Here is a 26,085-nt window from a genome sequence, read left to right on the forward strand (position 1 = left end):
GACCCGATAGGCAAGCCCCGGCGGCGCGGTCGCGATCGCGTATTTGAAGAACGATGAAAGGGCGGGCGGATGCAGGCGGGGCTGGCGGGATTTGCATTGGGGTTGAGCCTGATCATGGCCATCGGGGCGCAGAATGCCTTTGTGCTGCGGCAGGGGTTGCGGCGCGAGCATGTCTTGGCGGTGGTGCTGGTGTGTGCGCTGTCCGATGCGGTGCTGGTGGCGGCAGGTGTGACCGGCTTTGGTGTGTTGTCCGAGGCGGTGCCGGGGCTGGAGCGGATCATGCGCTATGGCGGGGCGGCGTTCTTGCTGGTGTATGGCGCGCGCAGTTTTCTTGCGGCTTGGCGTGGTGGGGCAGCCCTTGAGGCGGGCGAAGGCGCAGGCAGTCTGCGGCGCGCCGTGCTGACATGCCTCGCGCTGACATGGCTCAATCCGCATGTCTATCTCGATACGGTGGTCTTGCTGGGGTCGGTCTCGGCGCAATATGCGGATCGCTTTGCCTTTGGTCTGGGGGCGGTCACGGCGAGTTTCGTGTTCTTCTTTGCCTTGGGCTATGGCGCGCGCCTGCTGGCACCACTCTTTCGCCGTCCGGAAAGTTGGCGGGTGCTCGATGCCGGGGTGGGCTGTGTGATGTGGGCGATTGCCATCGGGCTCTTGCGTGGCTGAGGCATGCGTCAGGTGGCAGGGTGCGTTGCGCAAATCGCATGGCAAAGCCCCAAGCCAGCCTCGACAGCCGGGCAGAGGCGTGAATTAATGCAGCCATGAGCGCGCAACAGGCAAGCAAGGCAGAGAGCACGGCAAGGCCGGGCTGGGGCATCTTCTGGATGGTCGTGACGGGGCTTCTCTTTGTCGGGGTCACGGCGCTGGTCAAGGTATTGGGCACACGGGTGCCCGCGCCGCAGGCGGCGTTCCTGCGCTATGCCATGGGCCTTGTGTTTCTCATTCCGATGCTGGGATCGCTTAGGCGTTTGCGGCTGGATCGCGGCACCTGGGGGTTTTTCGCCGCGCGCGGACTGGTGCACACGGTGGGCGTTGCGCTGTGGTTCTATGCCATGGCGCGGATTCCCATCGCCGATGTGACGGCGATGAATTACCTTGCCCCGATCTATGTGACGCTGGGGGCCGGTCTTTTCCTCGGTGAGCGCTTGGCGCTCCGGCGTGTGCTGGCGGTGGGCGTGGCCCTGATCGGGGCACTGATCATTCTGCGGCCCGGATTTCGCGAGGTCGGGTCGGGGCATCTGGCGATGATCTTTACCGCGATTTTCTTTGGCGCGTCCTATCTGATTGCCAAGGTCGTCTCGGGGCGCAGCAGCCCCGGCGTGGTGGTGGCCATGCTGTCGATCACGGTGACAATCGGGCTGGCGCCATTGGCGGCGGCGGTATGGGTTACGCCGACGCCGTGGGAATTGGCGATCCTCTTTGCGGTGGCCACGCTGGCCACGGCGGGGCATTACACGATGACGCTGGCGTTTCGCGCCGCCCCCCTGGCGGTCACGCAGCCGGTGACCTTCCTGCAACTTGTCTGGGCCGTGCTCTTGGGGGCGCTGGTCTTTGGCGAGGGGGTGGATGTGTTCGTGGTCTTGGGCGGCATGGTGATCGTGGGTGCGGTCAGCTTTATCAGCTGGCGCGAGGCGGTGCTGAAGCGGCGGATCACGCCGACGGTTTCGGCGACCAAGGTCTGAGAGCGCTCAGGCGCGCGGATCAAGCAGCTTGGCCAGAATGCGGTTGCGGGTGATCTGACCCAGGAGTTGGCCATTCTCGGACACGCCAACCGGGCGGTCATGCCCTTGGGCACATTCCATCACGTCCTGAATGCTGGCATCGGGGCCGACGCAGGTCTCGGGCGTGCCCACCGCAGGCTCCATCACGTCGCGCGCGCAGAGCACGCCAAGCGGGTTCATATGGGCCACGAATTCGGCCACATAATCGGTGGCGGGATTGGTGAAGATGTCCTGCGGCGTGCCGCATTGCACGATGCGCCCGCCCTCCATGATGGCAATGCGGTCGCCCAGTTTGAACGCCTCGTCGAGATCGTGGCTGACAAAGATGATGGTGCGGCCCAGCGTCTTTTGCAGGTCAATGAGTTCGTCCTGAAGATGGTTGCGGATGAGCGGATCGAGGGCCGAAAAGGGTTCGTCCATCAGAAGGATCGGCGCATCGGTGGCAAAGGCGCGGGCGAGGCCCACGCGTTGTTGCATGCCGCCCGACAGCTCGCCCACGCGGCGCTCGGCCCAGTCGGAGAGGTTGACGAGCGACAGTTGCCGGTCGACGCGCTCGGCGCGCTCGGGTTTGGGGATGCCCGCCAGTTCGAGGCCGAGGCCCACGTTTTCGCGCACCGAGCGCCAGGGAAGCAGGCCGAATTGCTGGAACACCATGGCGATATGGTGCTGGCGCAAGCGGCGCAGCGTGGCGGGGTTGGCGTTGGTGACATCCACCATGCCGCTGCCGTCGTGAATCTCGACCGTGCCGCGCACCACAGGGTTGAGGCCATTGACCGCGCGCAGGAGCGTGGATTTGCCCGAGCCCGACAGGCCCATCAGCACAAGGATTTCGCCCGGTGCGACCGACAGGTCACAGTCATGCACGCCCAGAACCTGCCCGGTCTGTTGCTGGATGTCGGCGCGGGTCTTGCCCTGATCCATCAAGGGCAGGGCGGTTTGTGGGGCATCGCCAAAGACGATGGAGACCTTGTTGAAATTGACGATTGCGTCGGTCACTTGCGTCCCTCCATCCGCAGCATGCGGTCAAGCACGATGGCGACGACGACGATCATCAGCCCGGATTCAAAGCCAAGGGCGATGTTGACCGTGTTGATTGCGCGCAGCACCGGCACGCCAAGGCCGTCGGCCCCCACCAGCGCGCCGATGACCACCATCGACAGCGAGAGCATGATGGTCTGGTTCAGACCCGCCATGATCTGCGGCAGGGCGTAGGGCAGTTCCACTTTCCACAGGGTCTGGCGGTTGGTGGCGCCAAACGCCTGCGCGGCCTCCAGCAGCGGTTGTGGCGTGTTGGAGATGCCCAGATGCGTGAGGCGGATGGGCGCGGGGACGACAAAGATCACCGTGGCGATGAGGCCGGGCACCATGCCGATGCCGAAAAACACGATCGCGGGGATGAGATAGACGAAGGGTGGCAGCGTCTGCATGAGGTCGAGCACCGGGCGCATCCCGTCATAGAGGCGCGGGCGATGCGCGGCGGCGATGCCCAGGGGCACGCCAAGCGCCATGCAGAAGACGCAAGACGAGACGACCAGTGTCAGGCTCTCGGTGGTTTCCTCCCAATAGCCCTGATTGAGAATGAAGAGAAAGCCAAGAAGCACGAAGAGGCAGGTTTTCCAATTGCGCTGCAACGCCCATGTGAGGGCGACAAAGACGCCAATGATGACCATGGGATGCGGAGTTTGCAGCACCCAGAGAAAGGCGTCGATCAGCCCCTCCATGAGTACTGACAGCGCATCGAAGAAGCCCGCCGCATTGTCCTGAAGCCAGAGGAAGAAGCCTTCGGCCCATTTCCCCACCGGGATTTTGTGATCGCTCAGCCAGTCCATGCGGGTGCCTCACATCTGATCTGTCTGGAAGGAATAGGGCGGCGCATGGCACGCCGCCCCTTGGCTCTCAGAGGCCGAGGGCCGATTTGACAGCTGCTGCCGCGTCGCCGCCGTCCTTGGTGGTCACGCCGGCAAGCCACGGGGTGACGGCATCCGGGTTGGCCTTGAGCCAGGCGCTTGCCGCATCTTCGGGCTTGGCCCCGTCATTCAGGATCGCGCCCATGATCTCGTTTTCCATGGCGAGCGAGAATTCCAGGTTTTCCAGCAGCTTGCCCACATTGGGGCATTCCGCGACATAGCCTGCGCGGGTGTTGGTATAGATCGTGGCACCGCCCAGATCGGGACCAAACCAGTCATCCCCGCCGGTCAGATAGGTCATCTCGTGGTTGGCGTTCATCGGGTGCGGTTCCCAGCCGAGGAACACGATGGGTTCCTCGCGGCGGTCGGCGCGGCTGACCTGTGCGAGCATGCCCTGTTCCGAGCTCTCCTTGACCTCGAACCCCTTGAGGCCAAAGGCATCGGCCTCGATCATGTCGAGGATCAGGCGGTTGCCGTCATTGCCCGGCTCGATGCCGTAGATGGTCGAGTCGAGAGCTTCTGCATGCTGCGCGATCGTCTCGAAGGAGGTGATGCCAAGCGCGGCGCCGGCGGCATTGGTGGCCAGGGTGTATTTCGCGCCCACGAGGTTGGCGCGCACGGTGTCGACGGTGCCTGCGTCGCGGTAGGGGGCGATATCGGCCTCCATGGTCGGCATCCAGTTACCCAGGAACACGTCTATGTCGCCCGCGGCAAGCGAGGTATAGGTCACAGGCACCGAGAGCACCTTGGCCTCGGTCTCATAGCCAAGCGCCTCGAGCACGAAAGAGGTGGCGGCGGTGGTGGCGGTGATGTCGGTCCAGCCAACATCGGCAAAGGTCACACTGTCGCAATTGGCAAGCGCAGGCCCGGCGGCCGCGGTGGCGAGGGCAATGGCGGTCAGGGTTTTCTTGAAGGTCATGTGATGTCTCCCACGGTTGATTATTCCGGGGCTGCGCCCGGTTTGGCAAAGGCCCGAGGGGAATCCCCCCGGGCCTTGCAGTCAGGTCAGGTGGGCTGGATCAGGCCATCCACCAGCGCTCGATAAAGCGCATGCCGTCCACATCCCAATTGGCCCCAAGGGTGTCGGAATGTGCAATCTTGTTCGAGTTGCCAAAGACGTAGTTGGCGAACATCGGGACGATCACGCCGCCGTCGTCGCTACAGATCTGCTGCATCTCGAAATACATCTCGCGGCGCTTGGCCTCGTCGAGTTCCGAGCGCGCCTTGAGCATCAGCTCGTCAAAGCGGTCGTTGCACCAGAAGCTGTCGTTCCACGCCGCGCCGCATTTATAGGCGGTGGCGAACATCTGATCCTCGACCGGGCGACCCGACCAGTAGACGGCGCAGAAGGGTTTCTTCATCCACACGTCCGACCAGTAGCCGTCATTCGCTTCGCGCACCGGCGTGAGGTTGATGCCCGCGCCCGCAGCGGAGCTCTGGTAGAGCACGGCCGCATCGACCGCGCCACCAAAGGCCGCGTCCGCCGCCGAAAGCTTGACATCGAGACTGTCGAGGCCGGCCTGCTTGAGGTGGAACTTGGCCTTGTCGGGATCATAGGTTTTCTGCGCCAGTTCGGTGTTGAAATAGCGCTGGCCCTGACCGATGGGATGGTCATTGCCGACCGAGCCATAGCCGAACAGGATCTTGTCCACCAGTTCCTGACGGTTGATGCCGTACTTCAGGGCAAGGCGCACGTCGGGGTTGTTGTAGGGCTCTGCCCGGGTGTCCATGGCAAAGGTGAAATGCTGCGTGCCCGCGACCGAATTGATCTGGATATTGGGGTTGCGCGCCAAGAGGCCCACGGTCTTGAGGTCGAGCCGGTCGACCACATCCACATCGCCCGAGACAAGCGCCGTGGTGCGGGCGTTCTGATCGACGATGGCGAGGATTTCGGCGCTGTCGAACCAGGCCACATCGCTGCGCCAGTGATTCGGGTTGCGCTCGACCGCAAAGGACACGCCGGGCTTGAAATCCTTGAGCACATAGCTGCCGCAGCCATCGCCCGATTTCCAGTCGATGCTGTCGCCTTCGGCCTTGCAGATCACAAGGTGATAATCGCTGAGGAAGAAGGGGAAGTCGGCATTGCCGCCATCCAAGGTAAAGACGACGATGTCATCGCCTTCGGTGGTGATGTCGGTCACGTTGGCCACCAGCGGCCCCGCCGCAGAGGTCGAATTCTCGCCCCGGTGGAAGTTGATCGAACTGACGACATCGGCCGCGGTGACGGCCTTGCCGGAATGGAAGGTCACGCCCGAGCGCAGCTTGAACCGCCAGACCGAGGCATCTGCCGAGGCTTCCCAGCTTTCGGCGACTTCGGGGATGAGCGAGCCATCGGCGGCCACTTCGGTCAGCCGGCCGTGGATGGCGAAGGCGAGCGAGGTGGTGAAGCTGTTGGAATAGGTGCCCGGATCAAGCACGTCGGTGGTCTGGCCGTGGCCGATGGCCGCGCGCAGATGCCCGCCGCGCGACGGTGCCGCCTTGGCCCGCAGTGGCAGGCCCGCGATGAGCGCGGCCCCGGCGGTGGTGGCCATGAAACCGCGTCGGTTGATGCGGCCGGAATTGAGGATGGTCATGTTGGTCTTCTCCCTTTGGTTTGCTTTCCGAACCGGCCTTATGTCCTCTGAGGATCGCGCGGCCCCCTGCCGCGTGGCGGTCGGTTTATACCTGCCAAGGCTAATATGACGCTGTCATGAAATACAACGCCATTCTGGCAGGGGGGCGGTGTTGTGATGCGGTCCCTCGTGGTTTTTATTGATTGACGAGTCAATTAAACACGATTAGGCCAGTCTGGCAACAGGTCTTTGGAGGGGGCGCATGCCGAAAATCGGGATGGAACCGATCCGCCGCACCGCGCTGGTGGAGGCCACGATTTCCGAGATCGGCGCGCATGGCAGCCTGGATGTGACCGTGGCGCAGATTGCCCGGCGCGCGGGCATGTCGAGCGCGCTGGCCCATCATTATTTCGGGTCCAAGGAGGCGATGTTCGCCGCAGCGATGCGCCATATCCTCACGCTCTATGGCGCCGAGGTGCGCGGTGCGCTGATCATGGCCAAGACCCCGCGCGACCGGATCGAGGCGATCATCCGCGCCAGTTTCACGCCGGCGCAATTTCGCGGCGAAATGGTTTCGGCCTGGTTGAATTTCTACGTTCAGGCGCAGCGCTCGGACGAGGCGCGGCGTCTGCTGCATATCTATCAGCGGCGGCTGCGCTCGAACCTGCATCACGCCTTTCGCGTGCTGGCCCCCGCCGAGGCGCGCACGCTGACGCGCGGTCTCGCGGCGATGATCGACGGGCTTTATATCCGTCAGGCGCTGCGCGAAGGGCCGATGCAGCCCGGCCTCGCGATTGATGTGCTGCTGCATTACCTCGACACCAGCCTGCCCCAAAAGGACCAAGTATGACCGCGCCCAATATCCTGATTTTCATGGTTGATCAGCTCAACGGCACCCTCTTTCCCGATGGTCCTGCGCCGTGGCTGCACGCCCCCAATCTCAAGGCGCTGGCGGCGCGGTCCACGCGCTTTGCCAATGCCTATACCGCCTCGCCGCTCTGCGCGCCGGGGCGTGCCAGCTTCATGTCGGGGCTCTTGCCGTCGCGCAGCCGCGTCTATGACAATGCCGCCGAATTCGCCGCCGATATTCCCACCTATGCGCATCACCTGCGGCGCGCGGGCTATCAGACCTGCCTCAGCGGCAAGATGCATTTCGTGGGCCCCGATCAGTTGCACGGGTTCGAGGAGCGGTTGACCACCGACATCTACCCCGCCGATTTCGGCTGGACGCCCGACTATCGCAAGCCGGGCGAGCGCATCGACTGGTGGTATCACAATATGGGCTCGGTGACGGGCGCGGGGGTCGCGGAAATCTCGAACCAGATGGAATATGACGACGAGGTTGCCTATAACGCGCGCGCCAAGGTCTATGATCTGGCGCGGGGGCTCGATGCGCGGCCCTGGTGCCTGACGGTCAGTTTCACCCATCCGCACGATCCCTATGTGGCGCGCAAGAAATACTGGGATCTCTACGAGGATTGCGATCACCTGCTGCCAGAGGTGCCCGCCATGGCCTATGAGGCGCATGATGCCCACGCGCGGCGGATTTTCGACGCGAATGACTGGCGCAATTTTGACATCTCGCAGGAGGACATCCGCCGTTCTCGCCGCGCCTATTTCGCCAATATCTCGTATCTCGACGACAAGATCGGTGAAATCCTCGAGGCGCTGGAGAGCACACGGCAAGAGGCGATCATCCTCTTTGTCTCGGACCATGGCGACATGCTGGGCGAGCGCGGGCTGTGGTTCAAGATGTGTTTCTACGAGGGATCAGCCCGCGTGCCGCTGATGATTTCGGCCCCCGGCATGGCACCGGGGCTGATCACCGATCCGGTCAGCAATATCGATGTCTGCCCGACGCTCTGCGAATTGGCCGGGGCGGATATGTCCGAGGTGATGCCCTGGGTCGAGGGGCAATCGCTGGTCTATCTGGGGCAGGGCGGCAGGCGCGACGCGCCCGTCGCGATGGAATATGCCGCCGAAGCGTCCCAAGCGCCGCTGGTGTCGCTGCGCTATGGCAAGTGGAAGTTCAACCGCTGCGCGCTCGACCCCGATCAGCTCTTCGATCTTGAGGCCGATCCGCATGAGCTGACCAATCTGGCGGATGATCCCGCCCATGCCGGCACCCTGGCGCAGTTGCAGGCCAAGGCCGAGGCGCGCTGGGATCTGGCGGCCTTTGACGCCGCCGTGCGCGAGAGCCAGGCGCGCCGCTGGGTGGTTTACGAGGCGCTGCGCAAGGGCGGCTATTACCCCTGGGATTACCAGCCGCTGCAAAGGGCGTCCGAGCGCTACATGCGCAACCACATGGACCTCAACGTGCTGGAGGAAAGCAAGCGCTTCCCGCGGGGCGAGTGATGCTTTCAACGTTCTGTGAATACGCGTTTTCCGCCCCTCGCGGCGGGAATTGCCCTGAAGGAAAGAGAAACTGATGCAAGCCGATTACATCATCGTGGGCGCAGGGAGCGCGGGCTGTGCCATGGCCTATCGTCTGGCCGAGGCGGGCAAATCCGTGCTGGTGATCGAGCATGGCGGCACCGATGCCGGCCCCTTTATCCAGATGCCCGGCGCGCTGAGCTATCCGATGAACATGAAGCGCTATGACTGGGGCTATCAGAGCGAGCCTGAGCCGCATTTGGGAGGCCGCCGCCTTGCCTGTCCGCGCGGCAAGGTGATTGGCGGGTCAAGCTCGATCAATGGCATGGTCTATGTGCGCGGGCATGCGCGCGATTATGACCATTGGCGCGATCAGGGCTGCGATGGCTGGGGCTATGCCGATGTGCTGCCCTATTTCAAGCGGATGGAAAGCTGGCACGACGGCGGCCATGGCGGCGATGCGGGCTGGCGCGGCACGGATGGCCCGCTGCACGTCAGCCGGGGGCGGCGCGACAACCCGCTGGTGCGCGCCTTTGTCGAGGCGGGCAAAGAGGCGGGCTATCCCGAGACCCATGATTACAACGGCCATCAGCAAGAGGGGTTTGGCCCCTTCGAGATGACCGTCTGGAAGGGGCAGCGCTGGTCGGCGGCCAATGCCTATCTGCGGCCTGCGCTGAAACACGACAATTGCGATCTGGTGCGGGGGCTTGTCACCCGCGTGGTGATGGAAGAGGGCCGCGCCGTGGGCGTCGAGGTGGTGATCAAGGGACGCAAGGAAGTGGTGCGCGCGCGCGCCGAGGTGATCCTTGCCGCCTCGTCGATCAACTCGCCCAAAATCCTGATGCTGTCGGGCATCGGTCCCGCCGCACATCTGGCCGAGCATGGCATTCCGGTGGTCGCGGACCGGGCGGGCGTGGGCCAGAACCTGCAGGACCATCTGGAACTGTATATCCAGATGGCCGCAAGCCAGCCCGTGAGCCTCTACAAATACTGGAACCTCATGGGCAAGGCCTGGGTGGGCGCGCGCTGGCTCTTGAACAAGAGCGGGCCGGGGGCCAGCAACCAGTTTGAAAGCTGCGGCTTCATCCGCTCGGCCGCGGGCGTGGACTATCCCGACATCCAGTTCCATTTCCTGCCCATCGCCGTGCGCTACGATGGCAAGGCGGCAGCGGAGGGGCATGGCTTTCAGGCGCATGTCGGGCCGATGCGCAGCCCCTCGCGCGGCGCCGTGACCCTGCGCAGCGCCAATCCCGCCGACGATCCCGTGATCCGCTTCAACTACATGAGCGAGGCGCAGGATTGGGAGGATTTCCGCAAATGTATTCGCCTCACGCGCGAGATTTTTGCGCAAGACGCCTTTGCGCCCTATGTCCGGCACGAGATCCAGCCCGGTGCGGCGGTACAGAGCGACGATGAGCTTGACGATTTCATCCGCGAACACGCCGAGAGCGCCTATCACCCCTGCGGCACCTGCAAGATGGGGCGCGCGAGCGATCCGATGGCGGTGGTCGATCCAGAGGGACGGGTGATCGGTGTCGAGGGGCTGCGCGTGGCGGATTCGAGCCTGTTTCCGCGCATCACCAACGGCAATCTCAACGCGCCCTCGATCATGGTGGGCGAAAAGATCGCCGATGCCGTGCTGGGCCGCAGCCCGCTGCCGCCCGAGAATGCAGAGCCGTGGATGCATGCCGACTGGGCGCAAAGCCAGCGCTGAGGCGTTAACCTTTTGTTCACCTTCTGTCTTGCGGGCGGGCGGCGGCCTCCGGCATAAGGGGGTATGTTAAGGATTTGTTTACTCATCGTTCTCGGTCTGGTCCCGCTTTCGGCGGGGGCAGAGGGCTTTGGCGGCCCGGTGCGGGTGATCGACGGCGATACGCTCGACGTGGGCGAGACCCGCGTGCGGCTGCATGGGATCGACGCGCCGGAACTGGGGCAGATCTGCACCAACCCCGATGGCGAGACCTGGGATTGCGGCACATGGGTGGCCGAAGAGGTGCGCGCCCGGATCGAGGGCCGCGAGGCGCGTTGCGAGGCGGTGGAGAAGGACCGCTATGACCGCACCGTCGCGCGCTGCACGGTGGTGGGGCAGGATGTGGGCCGGATGCTGGTGGCGGATGGTCTGGCGCTGGCCTATCGCAAATATTCGATGGCCTATGATCTGGATGAAAAAGCCGCCGTTGTGGCGGGGCGCGGCCTGCACGAGGTGCTGATGGCGCGCCCCGAGGATCACCGCCGCATGGTGCGCGAAAACCGCGCGGCAGAGGCCCCGGCAAACGCGCCCGCGCCGCAAGGGGGCTGTGTGATCAAGGGCAACCGCAGCGGATCCGGCAACCGGATCTATCACATGCCCGGACAGGCGGATTATGACGCGACGCGCATCAACGAGGCCGAGGGCGAACGCTGGTTCTGTTCCGAGGCCGAGGCCCGCGCCGCAGGCTGGCGCCGCGCCAAGCGCTGAGCATGAAGAGCGGTGCGCGAGGCCCCGGCTCAGGGCCGGGGCGGAGAGATGTGCGCCGCCCCGGGGCGAGCCCGGGGCGTTTTTGAGTATTTTTGGAACAGTGAAAGGCGCGGCGTGCTCAGAGAGTGATCGGCTGCATCACTTGCGGCTCGATCACATCGACCCCCGGCAGGGCCGCCGCCAGCGCCTCGGCGGATTGCTCCAGTATCGGGAAGGTCCGGTAGTGGCAGGGGATCACCGTCTTGAAGTCAAAGAAGGTCTTGGCCGCATAGGCGGCGCGGCGCATGTCCATGTTGAAATGCCCGCCCGCGCAGAGAATCCCGATGTCGGGCGCATGGAGCGCGTTGAAGACGCCCATATCGGCCATCACATCGGTATCGCCCGAGACATAGATCACATGCCCCTCGCCCGCGATCATATAGCCACATTCGCTGCCCGTGACCTGCGGTCCGGCGTCGGTCGCGATGGAGGTGGAGTGGGTGGCATGGACCATCGTCACCTGCACCCCGCCCAGATCGACCGTGCCGCCCTTGTTGAAGCCGACGGTCTGGATATTCTCCTTGGCCTCCCAATGGGACATGAGGTCATATTGACCCACGACCGGCACGCCGAGGCGTTTGGCCAGGGGCAGCACATCGGCGACATGGTCGAAATGCGCGTGGGTCAGCAGGATATGGGTGGCCCCCTCGGTGGCGGGGCCATGTTGATCCTCGGGCAGCATCGGGTTGCCGTTGAGCCAAGGGTCAAGAAGCAGAACCTGTCCACCGATTTCGATCCGGAAAGAGCTGTGGCCGAGCCATGTGATGTGCATTGGTGTCTCCGCTAGGGTTTCATGTTGACCCATACCTTAGCAAGCATGTCGGGCAAGGAAAGGGGGCGATGTGCCGGCCCGATCCGCTTGCGCCCGCGCGGTCCCGGCGGTAAACGCAAGCCAAACGGATCGTGGGAGAGGCTCATGTCGATTGATCTCGAAACCGCCGCCAAGGTGGCCAAGCTGGCACGGATCGCTGTGCCGCAAGACGCGCTGCCGGCGCTGGCCAATGAATTCAACACCATTCTCGGGTTCATCGAGCAGTTGAACGAGGTCGATGTCGAGGGGGTCGAGCCGATGACAAGCGTCACGCCCATGCGCCTCAAGCGGCGCGAGGATGTGGTGAGCGATGGCAATCAGCAGGCGGCGGTGCTGTCCAACGCGCCCGATGCGCGCGAGGGCTTCTTTGCCGTGCCGAAAGTGGTGGAATGATGACCGATCTCAACAAACTGACGATTGCCGAGGCGCGCGATGCGCTGCGCAAGGGCGACGTGACCAGCGTCGAGCTGACCGAGGCCTGTCTTGCGGCGGTCGAGGGGGCCGGGGCGCTGAACGCCTTTGTGCATCACACACCCGAGATTGCCCGCGCGCAGGCCGCTGCGGCGGATGCGCGGATTGCCAAGGGCGATGCGCCCGCGATGTGCGGCATCCCGCTGGGCATCAAGGACCTCTTTTGCACCAAGGGCGTGCCCTCTCAGGCCGCAAGCCGGATTTTGCAGGGGTTCCGCCCGGAATACGAATCGACCGTGACGCAGAACCTGTTTGATGCGGGCGCGGTCATGCTGGGCAAGCTCAACATGGACGAGTTTGCCATGGGATCGAGCAACGAGACCTCGTGCTATGGCAATGCCGTGAACCCCTGGCGACGCGGCAATGATGAGGCGGCGCTGACGCCCGGTGGCTCGTCTGGTGGCTCTGCCAGTGCCGTGGCCGCCGATCTCTGCCTTGGTGCGACCGGCACCGATACCGGCGGCTCGATCCGCCAGCCTGCGGCCTTTACCGGCATCACCGGCATCAAGCCCACCTATGGGCGCTGCTCGCGCTGGGGCATTGTGGCCTTTGCCTCGAGCCTCGATCAGGCCGGGCCGATGACCAAGACGGTGCGCGATTCTGCCATCATGCTGGGGGCGATGTGCGGGCATGATCCCAAGGACAGCACCTCGGCCGATATTCCCGTGCCGGATTTCGAGGCGCTGCTCACGGGGGATATTCGCGGCAAGGTCATCGGGATCCCGCGCGAATACCGGATGGAGGGTATGCCCGCCGAGATCGAAAAGCTGTGGTCCGATGGTGCGGATATGCTGCGCGCGGCCGGGGCCGAGATCCGCGACATCAGCCTGCCGCATACGAAATACGCGCTGCCCGCCTATTACGTCATCGCCCCCGCCGAGGCCTCATCCAACCTCGCGCGCTATGACGGGGTGCGCTATGGCCACCGGGCCAAGCTGTCGCAGGGCGATGGCATCACGGAAATGTACGAAAAAACCCGCGCCGAAGGCTTTGGGTCCGAGGTGCAGCGCCGCGTGATGGTGGGGACCTATGTGCTCTCTGCCGGGTTCTATGACGCCTATTACAACCGCGCCCGCCGGGTGCGCGCGCTGATCAAGCGCGACTTTGACGAGGCCTTTGCCGCGGGCGTCGATGCGATCCTCACCCCCGCCACGCCAAGCGCCGCCTTTGGTCTGGGCGAGATGGCGGATGCCGATCCGGTGCAGATGTATCTCAACGACGTCTTTACCGTGACCGTCAACCTTGCCGGTCTGCCGGGCATTGCCGTGCCGACCGGGCTGGATGGCAAGGGGCTGCCGCTCGGGTTGCAACTCATTGGGCGGCCTTGGGAAGAGGGCGATCTGCTTAACACCGCCTATGCGCTGGAACAGGCTGCGGGTTTTGTGGCCAAGCCCGCGAAATGGTGGTAAGGCGCGGGTCGAAAAAGCTTTTGGCAGGATGAAAGACATGCGGTTCACTGTTGGTTTGGTTGCCCTGATGGCTCTGGTGGCCTGTGCGCCCGCCGTGCCCGATAGTGGCGCCGGGGTCGGCTTTCAGGATTATGACAGCTATCAGCGCGACAAGGCCGCGCGCGATGCGGCGCTGGCGCGTGGCTCTCTGCCGCCGCCCGATGCCGTCTCGACCGAGTCGCTGAGCGCTACGGGCCAGACCGCGGCGCAGTCCGACGACGCCGCCACCATCGCCGCCGAGGCGCGCGCCGCCCTTGAGGCGGCAGAGGCCAATTCCGGCGTGCCGCCGCTGAATGCCAGCCCCTCGAACCCGCCCCCCGCGGTCGAGAATGCCGCCGGGATCTCGCAAGAGAACAACTTTGACGCCGTGGGGGCCGAACGCTCGATCGCCGAGGATGCCGAACGCATCGCCAACAACCGCGCGCAATACCAAGTGGTGCAACCACAGGCGATCGGCAGCCGTCCGAGCGATGTGGGCCCAAATATCGTGGACTACGCGCTGAGCACGAAACATGCCGTGGGCACGCCGGTCTATCGCCGCCTTGGCATCAATGCCGCCTCGAAGTTCGAGCGCAATTGCGCGCAATACCCCTCTGCCGATCAGGCGCAGCTTGATTTCCTCCGCCGTGGCGGCCCCGAGCGGGATCGTCAGGGGCTCGACCCCGATGGCGATGGCTATGCCTGCAACTGGGACCCGCGCCCGTTCCGCAACGCGGTGCGCGGCTGAACCTGCGGTGATCCGGCACCCGTCGCCCAATTTCGGCCCGCGCCGGGGCGACGCGCGGCCGGACATGATCGTGTTGCATTATACCGCGATGGCCACGCCCGAGGCCGCGCTTGAGCGGTTGTGTGATTCCGCTGCCGAGGTGTCGGCGCATTACCTCATCTGCCCCAAGGGCCGCGTCTGGCATCTCGTCGATGAGGCCGCGCGCGCCTGGCATGCCGGGGCCGGGCAATGGGGGGATGTGACGGATGTCAATTCGCGCTCCATCGGCATCGAACTGGCCAACCCCGGCGAAGAGCCGTTTCCAGAGCCGCAGATGGCGGCGCTGGAAGACCTGATGGCGGGGATCATGGCGCGCTGGGCTATCGCGCCCGCGCGCGTCATTGCCCATTCCGACATGGCCCCCGCGCGCAAGGGCGATCCGGGACCGCGGTTTGACTGGCGGCGGCTGGCGCGGCAGGGGCTGTCGATCTGGCCAGAGGTCGGGGCAGGGGACGGGGCCGCGCCTGCGCAATTCGCCCGCGATGCCGCGAGATTTGGCTATGTCCGGGCCGAGGGTGTCAGCGACGCCGACATCCTGCGCGCCTTTCGCCTGCGCTTTAGCCCGCATGTCACGGGGCCACTGGACGCGCAGGATTGCGCGATGATGGCGGACCTCGCCGCACGCTTCGCCGTTGACCGCGCCGCCCCAAGCGCCTAAGTCAGCCCTTGCGCGGAGGGCCGGATGGCCGCGGCACCTGCGAGGGTGACGAGGAAAGTCCGGACTCCACAAGACAACGGTGCCGGGTAACGCCCGGCTGGGGTAACCCAAGGGAAAGCGCCACAGAGAAGAGACCGCCTCGGAGCGATCCGGGGTAAGGGTGAAACGGTGGGGTAAGAGCCCACCGCGGGACGGGCAACCGGACCGGCACGGCAAGCCCCACCGGGAGCAATGCCAAATAGGGACCGCGCGCGGGGGCTGGTCCGGGGCTTCGGCCCGGGATACCGCCCGCAGGCATGTCTTGGCCCGGCGGTCCGGGTTGGCAGCTAGAGGGGCGGTGGCAACAGCGTCTCAAGAGGAATGGTCATCCAGCCCCGGGTTTCGGTCCGGGGTGGACAGAATCCGGCTTACAGGCTCTCCGCGCTCTTTTCATTTTGCACCGGCGGATTAAAACCCCGACATGCCGTATGAATGGACCACGCCTCACCCCGAGGCCGACACAGATATGACCCTCTCGCTCTGGCCGCACCGCTCGTTGCCGCGCCGGGGCTTTGCCGCCTTTGTGCTGGCCACCTTCACGCTCATCACCGTGCCGCTTTATCCGCTTCTTGGCACGGCGGTGCTCTGGGGGCTGTTGCCGTTTCTGCTCTTGGCGCTGGCGGGGATGTGGTGGGCGCTGGAACACAGCTATCGCAGCGCGCGGCTGAGCGAGGTGCTGACCATCGCGCCCGAAGAGGTGCATCTGCTGCGCACCAACCCTCGCGGCGATGTGCAGGAATGGGCCTGCAACCGCTATTGGGCGCAGGTCAACATGCATGACACCGGCGGGCCGGTCGCGCATTACCTCACGCTCAAGGGGGCGGGGCGCGAGGTCGAGATCGGCGCGTTCCTGTCCGAAGAAGAGCGGGTGGCGCTCTACGGCGAATTGCTCCGTGCGCTGCGCGCGCCTGCGGCGGGCTAGGGAAACCGCCCCGGCCCTGAGCCAGCGGGCTTTGGGTTGGTGCGAACGAGGTCCCGGGTCGAGCCCGGGACGGGTGTATTTGCCGCCCCGGCCCTGAGCCGGGGCCTCTGGATTTGGCAGAGGGGTCCCGGGTCAGGCCCGGGACGGGAACGCCAAGCGCCCCCTTTTCCACACCACCGCGACCTGCTACCAACCGCCATGCTCAGCTATCAGCACCATTATCACGCGGGCAATCCGGCGGATGTCCACAAGCACGCGGCCCTGGCCTGGGTGCTGGCCTATCTGTGCCAAAAGGATAAGCCCCTCAGCTATATCGAGACCCACGCCGGGCGCGGGCTCTATGATCTGAATGATGCCGCGGCGCTGAAAACCGGCGAGGCGGCGCAGGGCGTGGCGCGGCTTGAGGCGCGCTTTGCCCCCGATCACCCGTTTCGCCGCTGCCTGACCCAGACCCGCGCGGCGCATGGCGCCACCGCCTATCCCGGCTCGCCGCTGATGGCTGCCCTATCCTTGCGCAGCGTGGACCGCCTGCATCTGGCCGAATTGCACCCCGGAGAGCACGCGCATCTGCGCCGCAATCTCGCGGGGTATGATGTAAGCATCCGCCAGCAGGACGGGTTCGAAATGGCACAAGAAATTTGCCCGCCTACGCCCCGGCGCGGCCTCTTGCTCGCGGACCCCAGCTATGAGGTCAAGACCGAGTATGACAGCATCCCGAGACACTTCGCCCAGATCGCCCGCAAATGGAACGTGGGCATCCTGATGCTCTGGTATCCGATCCTGACCAGCGGGGCGCATGAGGGGATGCTGACCCACCTCGGCGCGGCCTTTCCCGAGGGCCTGCGCCACGAGGTCGCCTTTCCCCCCGTCCGCGCCGGGCACCGGATGGGCGGCTCCGGCCTCTTCGTGGTCAACCCGCCCTATGGGCTCGAGGCCGAACTTGCGCGGATAACAGAGGTGTTCGCGGCGAAGGGGTGAGGGGTCTGATCGGGGTCATATCGCCCCGGCCCCCGCGCCGAAGCCTCTGCGCTGCCTCGGTGAGGTCCCGGGGCAAGCCCGGGACGGGTGTGGTTTCGATGGGGCGCAGCACGCTCAGATTGTCGCCATAATAGAGGTGATTCATCGCGCCCGCCCGCCTGTCTCGCCCCGCCATGATGGGCGGGGTCTGGTTAAGGCTGAGTTTAGGCGTAGGGGCGGGCGACTGCCCATGCTTACCTCCCCCAAACCCCCCGTCATTCCTGCCCCCGACCGCAAGGGGGTGCGACAAAATTCTTTGATCTGCATCAAATTCGCGCATTGCCGCGCCCCCCCAGACATTCTAAAACCCTGAAACATCACGGGCATGTGAGACTCAAGCACTCCATGCTCCGGCACCAACACCAGCAGGAGGCAGACAATGGCAGATGCAGCCATTCACGGCCACGAACACGAAGATCAGCGCGGGTTTTTCACCCGGTGGTTCATGTCCACGAACCACAAGGATATCGGTATCCTCTATCTGATCGTCTCGGCATTCGTCGGCCTGATCTCGGTCACGTTCACCGTCTATATGCGGATGGAACTGATGGAACCGGGCGTTCAATACATGTGCATGGAAGGCGCGCGATTCATCGCCTCTGACGTCGCCGAATGTACGCCCAACGGCCACCTGTGGAACGTGATGATCACCTATCACGGCGTGCTGATGATGTTCTTTGTCGTCATTCCCGCGCTGTTTGGCGGTTTTGGCAACTATTTCATGCCCTTGCAGATCGGCGCGCCGGACATGGCGTTCCCGCGCATGAACAACCTGTCGTTCTGGCTCTATGTTGCGGGCACCTCGCTGGGCGTCGCCTCGCTGCTGGCACCGGGTGGCAATGGTCAATTGGGTTCGGGCGTGGGCTGGGTGCTCTATCCACCGCTCTCGGTCAATGAGGGCGGAATGTCGATGGACCTTGCGATCTTCGCGGTTCACGTGTCGGGTGCCTCGTCGATCCTGGGTGCGATCAACATGATCACCACCTTCCTCAACATGCGCGCGCCGGGCATGACGCTCTTCAAGGTGCCGCTGTTTTCCTGGTCGATCTTTGTCACCGCCTGGCTGATCCTGCTGTCGCTGCCGGTTCTGGCGGGGGCGATCACCATGCTGCTCACCGACCGCAATTTCGGGACTACCTTCTTTGATCCCTCGGGCGGCGGCGATCCGATCCTCTATCAGCACATCCTGTGGTTCTTTGGCCACCCGGAAGTGTATATCATCATCCTGCCCGGTTTCGGCATCATCAGCCATGTGATCGCCACCTTCGCGCGCAAGCCGATCTTTGGCTATCTGCCGATGGTCTGGGCGCTGATCGCGATTGGGGTTCTGGGCTTTGTTGTCTGGGCGCACCACATGTACACGGTGGGCATGTCGCTGACGCAGCAGAGCTATTTCATGCTGGCAACGATGGTCATCGCGGTGCCGACAGGGGTCAAGGTGTTCTCTTGGATTGCGACCATGTGGGGTGGGTCGATCGAATTCCGCACTCCGATGCTCTGGGCCTTTGGCTTCCTCTTCCTCTTCACCGTGGGTGGCGTGACCGGCATTGTCCTCAGCCAGGCCGCCGTGGACCGTGCCTATCATGACACCTACTATGTCGTGGCGCATTTCCACTATGTGATGAGCTTGGGCGCGGTGTTCGCGATCTTTGCGGGGATCTACTTCTACTTCCCCAAGATGACCGGGCGCATGATCCCCGAATGGGGCGGCAAGCTGCACTTCTGGGCGATGTTCATCGGTGCGAACCTGACCTTCTTCCCGCAGCACTTCCTGGGTCGTCAGGGCATGCCGCGCCGCTATATCGACTATCCCGAGGCCTTTGCGGTCTGGAACTGGTGGTCGTCGATCGGTGCCTTCATCTCCTTCGCGTCCTTCGTGTTCTTCTTCGGTCTCGTGATCTATGCCCTCTTCCGGGGCGCACGCGAGACCCGTCCGAACCCGTGGAACGAATATGCCGACACGCTGGAATGGACCCTGCCGTCGCCGCCGCCGGAGCACACCTTTGAACAGCTCCCCAAGCGTGAAGACTGGGACAAACAGCCCGCGCACTAAGGCGGACCGCATGAAACACAAAGGCCCCGGAGAAATCCGGGGCCTTTTGCATGGCAGCGGCCCAATCCTGCGCCGCAGGGCATTGCCCAAGCATCGCATCCGTTGCGCGACCCCGCAATTGCCGCGCTATCACCAAGGTGATCACCCGTGAGCGGCCCCGTAATTGCCATGCGGCCAAGCGGTGCCTAAGTGCGGTTTCCATACAGTCATAAAGGGAAATTTCCATGCACATCACGCGTCGACACTTTGCTGGCCTCACTTTGGCCGCTGCTGCCACCACGCTCGGGGCCGCGCCGTCCTTTGCTGGCCCGGACATCCGCAAGGGCACGCTGTCGGGCCGGCAGGGCTATACGGTGTCGGGAACGGTCAAGATCAAAAAACAGGATGGCAAGACCGTCGTCCACCTCGCAGAAGACTACGTCTTTGATCCCAGCAAGAACCCACCGGATATCAAGATCGGTTTTGGCAATCACGAGACATATGCCAAGGGCTCCAAGATCCATGACAAGCTGACCGTCAAGAAAGGCGCCGCCAGCTTTGAGGTGCCTGCATCGATCGACGTCGACAACTATGATGAGCTCTACATCTATTGCGAACAGTTCAGCGTCATCTTGGGCGTCGCCCCGCTCAAGTGATCCGCTGTCGGCGCGTGACACCGAAAACCGCCGGAAACGGCGGTTTTCCCTTTCCTGCCAATTCGGGGCGCAAGGTATCCCAAGCGCCGATCACGCGTGCCCCCTATGAAATAGCTTGCCGATGTATGCGCGGGATTCCTTTTTCGATCTGTCCCTCGCGGGGCAATGCGGCCTTGTCGCTCTGAGCCTCCTGCTGTCTATTGCCTTTCTGCTGGTGGCCCGGCTTTTGTTGCGGACCGGTGCAATCTGGGTTCGGCTCTTGGGCGCTTTCAGCCTCTATTGGCTCTTTGTCTGGTTATCCCCCCAAGTCTATTACGAATACTACCGCCTTCTGATCCCAAGCCTGCCTGCGCAATGGGTGATATGGCCGCCGCGCACCCCGGCAGAGGCGCTGGCACTTCTCGCGTTGCAAGGTCCGCACAGCCTGTCTGCTCATGGTCAGGCGCTGTTGGGCTGGTCTCTCTTGGCGGCCCCCTTCGTGCGCGTGTCCCGCAAGCGCCGCGCGTGATCACTCCAGCCGCACCAGACCGGCAAAACGGTCACGCGCGACATCCCGGATCACCCGCACGATCTGTTCCACCATCGGCCCATGCGCCGACCGCCTGCGCCACGCCACCCCGACCGAGCGCAGGAACCTGTCCCGCCGAAAGCTGAGGATCGCCACGTCGCCGGTTTCTGGTGCGACCTCTGACTGCACATAGAGCGCAGGAAGAAAGCATATCCCCATATTCAGCGCCGTCATCTGCCGTAGCGCATCAAGGCTGGAGCCCTCGTAATCCTGCCGCAACTGCGCCCCCACCTCTTCGCAGAGCGCAACCATCTGCGCATGGAGCGGATACCCGCGCGGCAGCGCCAGAATGTCCTGCCCGGTCAGATCCTCATCCCGCGCCATGTCCTTGACGGCCAGCGGATGATCCTGCGCCACCACCAGCTTGAGCGGTTCGCGAAAGAGCCGCTCCACGGCGATATCCCCCGAATGGAGCGGCAATTGTGCGAGGATGAGATCATGCCGCCCCTCGAGCAATTCCTCTTGCAGGACCGTCGGTGCGGCATCGCGGATGATCAGTTTCAATCCCGGATCGCCACCCTGCGCCGCCGCCATCAGGATATCGACGCCCGTATCACGACCGAACACCAGCGCCCGATGCCTGACATGGCCATGTTGAAGCGGCTGAAACAGGAACGTCTCGGGCTCAAGGATGCCATTCACGTCACCCGCATGATGCTGGCGCGCATCCAGCCCGATACCGTACGCACCGGCTGACCGGCGCAGACCGAAAAGCCACACCCATGTCCTATCTCTATCTCTCTATGATGTCCTCGCGCCTCTTTCACAGCGCCGATCTCGATGGGCTGCACGAAGCCTTGGCCGAGATGCCAGAGACCGAGCGCCAACAGGGTCCGCACGCCGGGTCGCTCCCTGTCCTTGTCCAGTCTCCGCGACAGCCCTCTGCCGGAGACGCGCCTTGCCCCGCATGCAAGGCCTGAGGCCCGCGATCTAGGCCCGCCCGCCGGGCCATGTGCCGTGCGAAGAACAGGCCCCGGAGCGATCCGGGGCCTGTTGCGGTGTCTGCCCATTCCTGCGTGTCACTGCCGCCTCCGCACGCTTGGCGGTCGTATTCGCCCTTTCAAGGGCTTGACCCTGCGTGCTATCCCCATGCCCAAGATACGCAGGACCGATACTATGACACACGAAATCCGCCTCGCCTTCGAGCATCCCTCTGCCCGCGCGCGCGCCACCTCGCCCGATGGGCCGCTGGACCGCATTTCGGTGCGCGATCACGTGGTCGAGGTCGAGATCGGCGCCTTTCAGGCCGAGCGCGGCACGACACAGCGCATCTGCTTTAACGTGGTGGTCGAGGTGCGCCCGCTGACCGATGCCATCGAGGATGATGTCGACCGCATCCTGAGCTATGACAAGGTGACAGAGGCGATTACCGCCGAACTGGCCGAAGAGCGGCTGAACCTGCTCGAAACCCTCGCGGAACGTATCGCCGAGCGTATCCTGTGGGAGCCGCAGGCGGTGCGCACCTTCGTCCGCATCGAGAAACTGGATCGGGGTCCGGGGGCCTTGGGCGTCGAAATCGTGCGCTCGGTCAATGATCTCAAGACCAAGCCGATCACGCCCCATGCCGCGACCACGCCGCATCCGCATGTGGTGTTCCTGACCAATACCGCGATCCGCTCGCCCAATCTGGCCCGTTGGCTTGATCAGCTCGAGGCGCGGGCCGAGCCGGTGATCCTTTGTGTGGGCCGTGCCGATGTGGCAGCTCCCCAGACAGGGCACCGCATGACACAGCGCCGTGTCGACCTTTTGGCGATGGAGCAGAATGCCTGGGTTCTGGCCGGGCAGGATGAGCGCTGCGTCGTGGTGGCCACTCGGACCGAGCTGGATTGGTCGATGAAACACGGACAGATCAGCGTCTGGGCCCCGTCCAAGATCGTGCTCGATGCCGTGGACGGGCCGGGGGTCGCGACCGATGACCCCGTGGCGCTCGCGGCGTGGTTCGCGGGCCATATCGAGGCGTCGGACCTCTTGATGATCGGCGAGACACCGCCCAAATCCTGCCGCGTGCCGGTGCTCTTTCAGGACGTGGCGCAATCGGGTTTGTAAGCCCGGCCGTTCAGCCCGGCACGACCCGCCCCTGATCCAGCCGCAGGATACGGTCCATCCGGGCCGCCAGATCAAGGTTATGCGTGGCAATCAGCGCCGAGAGGCCGGTGCCGCGCACCAACCCCGTGAGCGCGGCAAAGACCTGATCCGAGGTGCCGGGATCGAGATTGCCCGTCGGCTCGTCTGCCAGGAGAACGCGGGGGGCATTGGCCAGCGCCCGGCAAAAGGCCACGCGCTGTTGCTCGCCCCCTGACATGGCCGAGGGCCGGTGCGCGGCGCGCGGCCCGACACCCACCTCTTCCAGCAGCGCCTGTGCCCGCGTCTCGGCCTCGCGCCGTGCCACGCCATTGGCCAGTTGCGGCAGCACGATGTTTTCCAGCGCGCTGAACTCGGGCAGGAGGTGGTGGAACTGATAGACAAAGCCCACCTCCTGCCGCCGCACCATGGTGCGCCGCCGGTCGTTGAGGCCGGTCATATCCTCGCCCCCGATCTCGACCCGGCCCGCGTCGGGCGTATCGAGCAGCCCCGCGATGTGCAGCAGCGTGGATTTGCCGGCCCCTGACGGGGCCACCAGCGCCACCATCTCGCCGCGCGCGAGCGTGAGATCGACACCATTCAGCACCCGCACCTCAGAGGTCTGACCGCGATTGTAGATCTTCTCGACGCCGCTCAGGCGCAACACCGCCTCACTCATAGCGCAGCGCCTCCACCGGGTTCATCCGCGCCGCACGCCGCGCCGGAAAGATCGTGACCACGAAACTCAGGCCCAGCGACAGAACCACCGCCGACATCACATCCTCGGCACGCAATTCTGCGGGCAGCCGGTAAATGCCACGGATCGACGGATCCCAGACCTGACCGCCCATGGCCATGTTCACAAAGCTGAAGATCGGGTCGATATAGAGCGCGAAGAGACACCCCAGGATCACCCCCATCGCCGTGCCGATCATCCCGGTAAAGGCCCCGCAGATGAAAAAGACGCGCAGGATCGACCCCTCGGTCAACCCCATGGTGCGCAGGATGCCGATGTCGCGGCCCTTGTTCTTGACCAGCATGATCAGGCCGCTCGTGATGTTCATGGCCGCGATCAGCACGAGGATCGAGAGGATCACGAACATCACGTTATCCTCCACCTCGAGCGCGCGCAGGAAGGCGCCGCTCGCGTCTTGCCATGTCCAGAGCATGGCCCGCTCGCCCGCCGCCTCCAGCAGCGGCAGGGTCAGGTCATCGACGCGTTCGGGCGCGCTCACCATCACTTCCAGTTCATCCGCGCGCCCGTCGCGGTTGAAGAATGTCTGCGCCTCGGCAAAGGGCAGGTAGGCACGCACCCGGTCTATGTCATAGCGCCCGGCGGTAAAGATATAGACCACCTCATAGGCATTGACGCGCGGGCTGGTTCCCAGCGGCGTCTTGACCCCGTTGGGCGAGATCAGCTTGATCCGGTCGCCCACTGTCACGCCGAGTTCCTGCGCCACGCCGGAACCGATGGCGATGCCCTGCTCAAAGCGGGCAATGTCCCCTTGAGAGGTCTCGGGATCGGCCACGCGGCGGATGGTTTTCAGATCCTCGGCCATGATGCCAAAAACCTGCACCCCTGCGTTGCGATCGCGGGCATTGGCCATGACCTGCCCTTTGACCAGCGGGGCCACGCGGGTCACGCCAGGGACCGCGCGCACGCGCTCGGCCATGGCGGCGTAATCCTCAAGGCTGCGGTCCACGCGCCCCGAAGCATCGACCGCGCCGGAATTGTAAACCGTCACATGGGCATTGGCGCCAAGGATCGTATCGACGAATTCCGCGCGAAAGCCCGAGCGCACGGCGAGCGTGGCAATCAGGGCAAAGACCGCCAGCGTGATGCCAATCAGGCTGATCCAGGTCATCACGCTGACGCCGCCCTCGGCCCGCTTGGCGCGCAGATAGCGCCAGGCGATCAGCCATTCAAAGGCGGCAAAGGGGGTGGGCGTTCTGGCCATTCCGGTTCCTTCGGTCTCGGGTCTGGGCGGAGAGTGGGGGTTTCGGATGGGGGCGTCAAGGGAGGGGGGATGGGATCTCCCCCGCGCGGAATCAAGGCGCGTAGCGCCGCCGCGCGGATCGCTGGGCCGTCCCGCGGCCTAGCGATTTTGAGAGGGAGCGCATTGCTGAGGGGTCATACGGGTTTGGCTCGCATAAAGTGGCAGCCAAACCCGTTGCCTCGCCAGACCCCGGCCCAGCGACCGCGCGGCTCTCCCCCCGCTCACACCCTCACAAACTCGGCCGCAGCACATGGCCCGCATAGGCCAGCGCCAGCTTCTCCACCGCCTGTTCGGGCGGCAGTTCTTCGCTCTCGCCGGTGCGGCGGCAGGTCACCTCGACCACGCCATTCTTCAACCCGCGCGGTCCCACGGTGATCCGCCACGGCAGGCCAATCAGGTCCATCGTGGCAAACTTGCCGCCCGCCCGCTCGTCGCGGTCATCGTAAAGCGGCTCCATCCCCAAGGCCACCAACGACGCATACAGCGCCTCGCAGGCGGCGTCCGCCTCGGCGTCGCCCTGTTTCAGATTCACGATCCCGGCATGGAACGGCGTCACGCCCTCGGGCCAGATGATGCCCTTGTCGTCATGGTTGGCCTCGATGATCGCGCCGATCAGACGGCTCACGCCGATGCCATGGCTGCCCATATGCACCGGCACGGATTTGCCATCCGGCCCCTGCACATTGGCCCCCATCGGCCCGGAATACTTGGTGCCGAAGTAGAAAATCTGCCCCACCTCGATGCCCCGGCTGGCCTTGCGCCGCGCCTCGGGGATGGCGTCGTAGAGTGCTGCGTCATGGGTCTCGTCGGTGCGTGCATAGGGCGTGGTCCATTCCTTGACGATGGCCTCGCATTCTTCGCGGCTGGCATAATCCACCACCCGGTTGCCAAGGGTCAGATCGGTGATGGCGCTGTCGTAGAACACCTCCGATTCGCCCGTATCGGCCAGCACCAGGAACTCATGCGTGTCGTCGCCCCCGATCGGCCCGCTATCGGCGCGCATCGGGATGGCCTGCAATCCCATCCGCTCATAGGTGCGCAGGTAGCTGACCATGTGGCGGTTATAGGCATGCAGCGCGTCTTCCTTGGTCAGGTCGAAATTATACCCGTCCTTCATCAGGAACTCGCGGCCCCGCATCACGCCAAAGCGCGGGCGCACCTCGTCGCGGAATTTCCACTGGATATGATAGAGCGTGAGCGGCAGGTCCTTGTAGCTGCCGACATGGGCCCGGAAAATATCGGTGATCAACTCTTCGTTGGTCGGACCGTAGAGCATGTCACGATCATGCCGGTCCTTGATCCGCAGCATTTCCGCGCCGTAATCGTCATAGCGCCCGGACTCGCGCCACAGGTCCGCAGATTGCAGCGTGGGCATCAGCACCGGGATATGGCCCGCGCGCACCTGTTCTTCGTGCACGATGTTTTCCAGCTTGCGCAGGATCTTGAAGCCCAGCGGCAGCCAGGAATAGATCCCGGCGCTCGCCTGCTTGATCATCCCCGCCCGCAGCATCAGCCGGTGCGAGGCAATCTGCGCCTCCGCGGGGGTTTCCTTGAGAACGGGCAGAAAGTAACGGCTCAGACGCATGGGCAGG

Annotated in this window: 26 protein-coding genes and 1 other RNA gene; 18 read left to right on the forward strand and 9 right to left on the reverse strand. The window is 64.3% G+C overall.

Annotated elements, in window-relative coordinates; all coding sequences use genetic code 11:
- Window positions 1–69 precede the first annotated feature (69 nt).
- Together AACZ65_RS04335 and AACZ65_RS04340 are read left to right on the forward strand one after the other, a co-directional pair.
- Window positions 70–663, forward strand: coding sequence for a LysE/ArgO family amino acid transporter (locus tag AACZ65_RS04335; RefSeq protein WP_339668326.1), 594 nt, complete (start codon window positions 70–72; stop codon window positions 661–663).
- A gap of 95 nt (window positions 664–758) precedes the next feature.
- Window positions 759–1,679 (forward strand): DMT family transporter, encoded by a 921-nt coding sequence (locus AACZ65_RS04340; RefSeq protein WP_339668328.1) that lies wholly within the window; start codon window positions 759–761, stop codon window positions 1,677–1,679.
- A gap of 6 nt (window positions 1,680–1,685) precedes the next feature.
- Here AACZ65_RS04340 and choV read toward each other — a convergent pair whose 3' ends face one another.
- The 4 genes from choV to AACZ65_RS04360 all read right to left on the reverse strand — a co-directional run bounded on the left by choV (window position 1,686) and on the right by AACZ65_RS04360 (window position 6,198).
- A complete protein-coding gene (choV, locus tag AACZ65_RS04345; RefSeq protein ID WP_339668330.1) occupies window positions 1,686–2,714 on the reverse strand; it encodes a choline ABC transporter ATP-binding protein in 1,029 nt (342 codons plus the stop codon).
- Window positions 2,711–3,547 carry a choline ABC transporter permease subunit gene (gene choW / locus AACZ65_RS04350; protein WP_339668331.1) on the reverse strand — a complete coding sequence of 279 codons (837 nt, stop codon included), beginning with the start codon at window positions 3,545–3,547 and terminating at the stop codon, window positions 2,711–2,713. Before choW ends, choV begins: the two co-directional genes overlap by 4 nt.
- 67 nt (window positions 3,548–3,614) lie before the next feature.
- On the reverse strand, window positions 3,615–4,544 hold the full coding sequence (locus AACZ65_RS04355) for a choline ABC transporter substrate-binding protein (RefSeq protein ID WP_339668332.1): 930 nt from the start codon (window positions 4,542–4,544) through the stop codon (window positions 3,615–3,617).
- 100 nt (window positions 4,545–4,644) lie between these two features.
- On the reverse strand, window positions 4,645–6,198 hold the full coding sequence (locus AACZ65_RS04360; RefSeq protein ID WP_339668333.1) for an ABC transporter substrate-binding protein: 1,554 nt from the start codon (window positions 6,196–6,198) through the stop codon (window positions 4,645–4,647).
- A gap of 241 nt (window positions 6,199–6,439) precedes the next feature.
- Between AACZ65_RS04360 and betI the strand changes: the two genes are divergently transcribed.
- The 4 genes from betI (at window position 6,440) to AACZ65_RS04380 (ending at window position 11,008) form a co-directional block, all read left to right on the forward strand.
- Window positions 6,440–7,027, forward strand: a complete 588-nt coding sequence (betI, locus tag AACZ65_RS04365; protein ID WP_339668334.1) for a transcriptional regulator BetI — start codon at window positions 6,440–6,442, stop codon at window positions 7,025–7,027.
- Window positions 7,024–8,532, forward strand: a complete 1,509-nt coding sequence (betC, locus tag AACZ65_RS04370) for a choline-sulfatase (protein ID WP_339668335.1) — start codon at window positions 7,024–7,026, stop codon at window positions 8,530–8,532. Before betI ends, betC begins: the two co-directional genes overlap by 4 nt.
- A gap of 73 nt (window positions 8,533–8,605) precedes the next feature.
- On the forward strand, window positions 8,606–10,264 hold the full coding sequence (betA, locus tag AACZ65_RS04375) for a choline dehydrogenase (protein ID WP_339668336.1): 1,659 nt from the start codon (window positions 8,606–8,608) through the stop codon (window positions 10,262–10,264).
- Window positions 10,265–10,327: 63 nt separating this feature from the next.
- Window positions 10,328–11,008, forward strand: a complete 681-nt coding sequence (locus AACZ65_RS04380) for a thermonuclease family protein (protein WP_339668338.1) — start codon at window positions 10,328–10,330, stop codon at window positions 11,006–11,008.
- A 118-nt stretch (window positions 11,009–11,126) separates the two neighbouring features.
- Here AACZ65_RS04380 and AACZ65_RS04385 read toward each other — a convergent pair whose 3' ends face one another.
- On the reverse strand, window positions 11,127–11,819 hold the full coding sequence (locus AACZ65_RS04385; protein WP_339668340.1) for a metal-dependent hydrolase: 693 nt from the start codon (window positions 11,817–11,819) through the stop codon (window positions 11,127–11,129).
- A 144-nt stretch (window positions 11,820–11,963) separates the two neighbouring features.
- Between AACZ65_RS04385 and gatC the strand changes: the two genes are divergently transcribed.
- From gatC to AACZ65_RS04435, 10 genes are all read left to right on the forward strand, one after another.
- On the forward strand, window positions 11,964–12,251 hold the full coding sequence (gatC, locus tag AACZ65_RS04390) for an Asp-tRNA(Asn)/Glu-tRNA(Gln) amidotransferase subunit GatC (RefSeq protein WP_037268196.1): 288 nt from the start codon (window positions 11,964–11,966) through the stop codon (window positions 12,249–12,251).
- Window positions 12,251–13,738, forward strand: coding sequence for an Asp-tRNA(Asn)/Glu-tRNA(Gln) amidotransferase subunit GatA (gene gatA, locus AACZ65_RS04395; RefSeq protein WP_339668345.1), 1,488 nt, complete (start codon window positions 12,251–12,253; stop codon window positions 13,736–13,738). Before gatC ends, gatA begins: the two co-directional genes overlap by 1 nt.
- Before the next feature lie 37 nt (window positions 13,739–13,775).
- Window positions 13,776–14,504: a hypothetical protein gene (locus AACZ65_RS04400; RefSeq protein WP_339668347.1), complete on the forward strand. Its 729-nt coding sequence runs from the start codon at window positions 13,776–13,778 to the stop codon at window positions 14,502–14,504.
- Window positions 14,505–14,568: 64 nt separating this feature from the next.
- Complete coding sequence (locus AACZ65_RS04405) at window positions 14,569–15,201, forward strand: N-acetylmuramoyl-L-alanine amidase (protein WP_339668486.1); 633 nt, start codon at window positions 14,569–14,571, stop codon at window positions 15,199–15,201.
- A gap of 12 nt (window positions 15,202–15,213) precedes the next feature.
- Window positions 15,214–15,627, forward strand: an RNA gene (gene rnpB / locus AACZ65_RS04410) — RNase P RNA component class A.
- Between the two features lie 34 nt (window positions 15,628–15,661).
- Window positions 15,662–16,162: a DUF2244 domain-containing protein gene (locus tag AACZ65_RS04415; RefSeq protein WP_339668349.1), complete on the forward strand. Its 501-nt coding sequence runs from the start codon at window positions 15,662–15,664 to the stop codon at window positions 16,160–16,162.
- Between the two features lie 198 nt (window positions 16,163–16,360).
- The gene (gene rlmJ, locus AACZ65_RS04420) at window positions 16,361–17,140 is read left to right on the forward strand and encodes a 23S rRNA (adenine(2030)-N(6))-methyltransferase RlmJ (protein WP_339668351.1); all 780 of its coding nucleotides are present in this window, start codon (window positions 16,361–16,363) and stop codon (window positions 17,138–17,140) included.
- Between the two features lie 418 nt (window positions 17,141–17,558).
- Entirely contained in the window at window positions 17,559–19,232 is a 1,674-nt protein-coding gene (gene ctaD / locus AACZ65_RS04425) for a cytochrome c oxidase subunit I (RefSeq protein WP_339668353.1), read from the forward strand.
- A gap of 224 nt (window positions 19,233–19,456) precedes the next feature.
- Window positions 19,457–19,867, forward strand: coding sequence for a DM13 domain-containing protein (locus AACZ65_RS04430; protein WP_037268202.1), 411 nt, complete (start codon window positions 19,457–19,459; stop codon window positions 19,865–19,867).
- Between the two features lie 121 nt (window positions 19,868–19,988).
- On the forward strand, window positions 19,989–20,375 hold the full coding sequence (locus AACZ65_RS04435) for a hypothetical protein (RefSeq protein ID WP_339668357.1): 387 nt from the start codon (window positions 19,989–19,991) through the stop codon (window positions 20,373–20,375).
- On the opposite strand, the gene AACZ65_RS04440 is transcribed toward AACZ65_RS04435, so the two are convergent.
- Window positions 20,376–21,002: a LysR substrate-binding domain-containing protein gene (locus AACZ65_RS04440; protein ID WP_339668359.1), complete on the reverse strand. Its 627-nt coding sequence runs from the start codon at window positions 21,000–21,002 to the stop codon at window positions 20,376–20,378. It lies immediately after the preceding gene.
- A gap of 155 nt (window positions 21,003–21,157) precedes the next feature.
- Between AACZ65_RS04440 and AACZ65_RS04445 the strand changes: the two genes are divergently transcribed.
- Window positions 21,158–21,355, forward strand: a complete 198-nt coding sequence (locus tag AACZ65_RS04445) for a hypothetical protein (RefSeq protein WP_339668361.1) — start codon at window positions 21,158–21,160, stop codon at window positions 21,353–21,355.
- Between the two features lie 196 nt (window positions 21,356–21,551).
- Window positions 21,552–22,481, forward strand: a complete 930-nt coding sequence (locus tag AACZ65_RS04450) for a dihydroneopterin aldolase (protein ID WP_339668363.1) — start codon at window positions 21,552–21,554, stop codon at window positions 22,479–22,481.
- Window positions 22,482–22,491: 10 nt separating this feature from the next.
- Here the strand turns inward: AACZ65_RS04450 and AACZ65_RS04455 are convergent, their stop codons facing one another.
- The 3 genes from AACZ65_RS04455 to proS form a co-directional block, all read right to left on the reverse strand.
- Complete coding sequence (locus tag AACZ65_RS04455) at window positions 22,492–23,175, reverse strand: ABC transporter ATP-binding protein (protein ID WP_339668365.1); 684 nt, start codon at window positions 23,173–23,175, stop codon at window positions 22,492–22,494.
- Window positions 23,168–24,454, reverse strand: a complete 1,287-nt coding sequence (locus AACZ65_RS04460) for a lipoprotein-releasing ABC transporter permease subunit (RefSeq protein WP_339668367.1) — start codon at window positions 24,452–24,454, stop codon at window positions 23,168–23,170. The genes AACZ65_RS04455 and AACZ65_RS04460 overlap by 8 nt, the downstream gene beginning before the upstream one ends.
- 268 nt (window positions 24,455–24,722) lie before the next feature.
- Entirely contained in the window at window positions 24,723–26,078 is a 1,356-nt protein-coding gene (gene proS, locus AACZ65_RS04465; protein WP_339668368.1) for a proline--tRNA ligase, read from the reverse strand.
- Window positions 26,079–26,085 lie beyond the last annotated feature (7 nt).

The sequence above is a fragment of the uncultured Roseovarius sp. genome (assembly GCF_963972555.1).
Lineage (GTDB): Bacteria > Pseudomonadota > Alphaproteobacteria > Rhodobacterales > Rhodobacteraceae > Roseovarius > Roseovarius mucosus.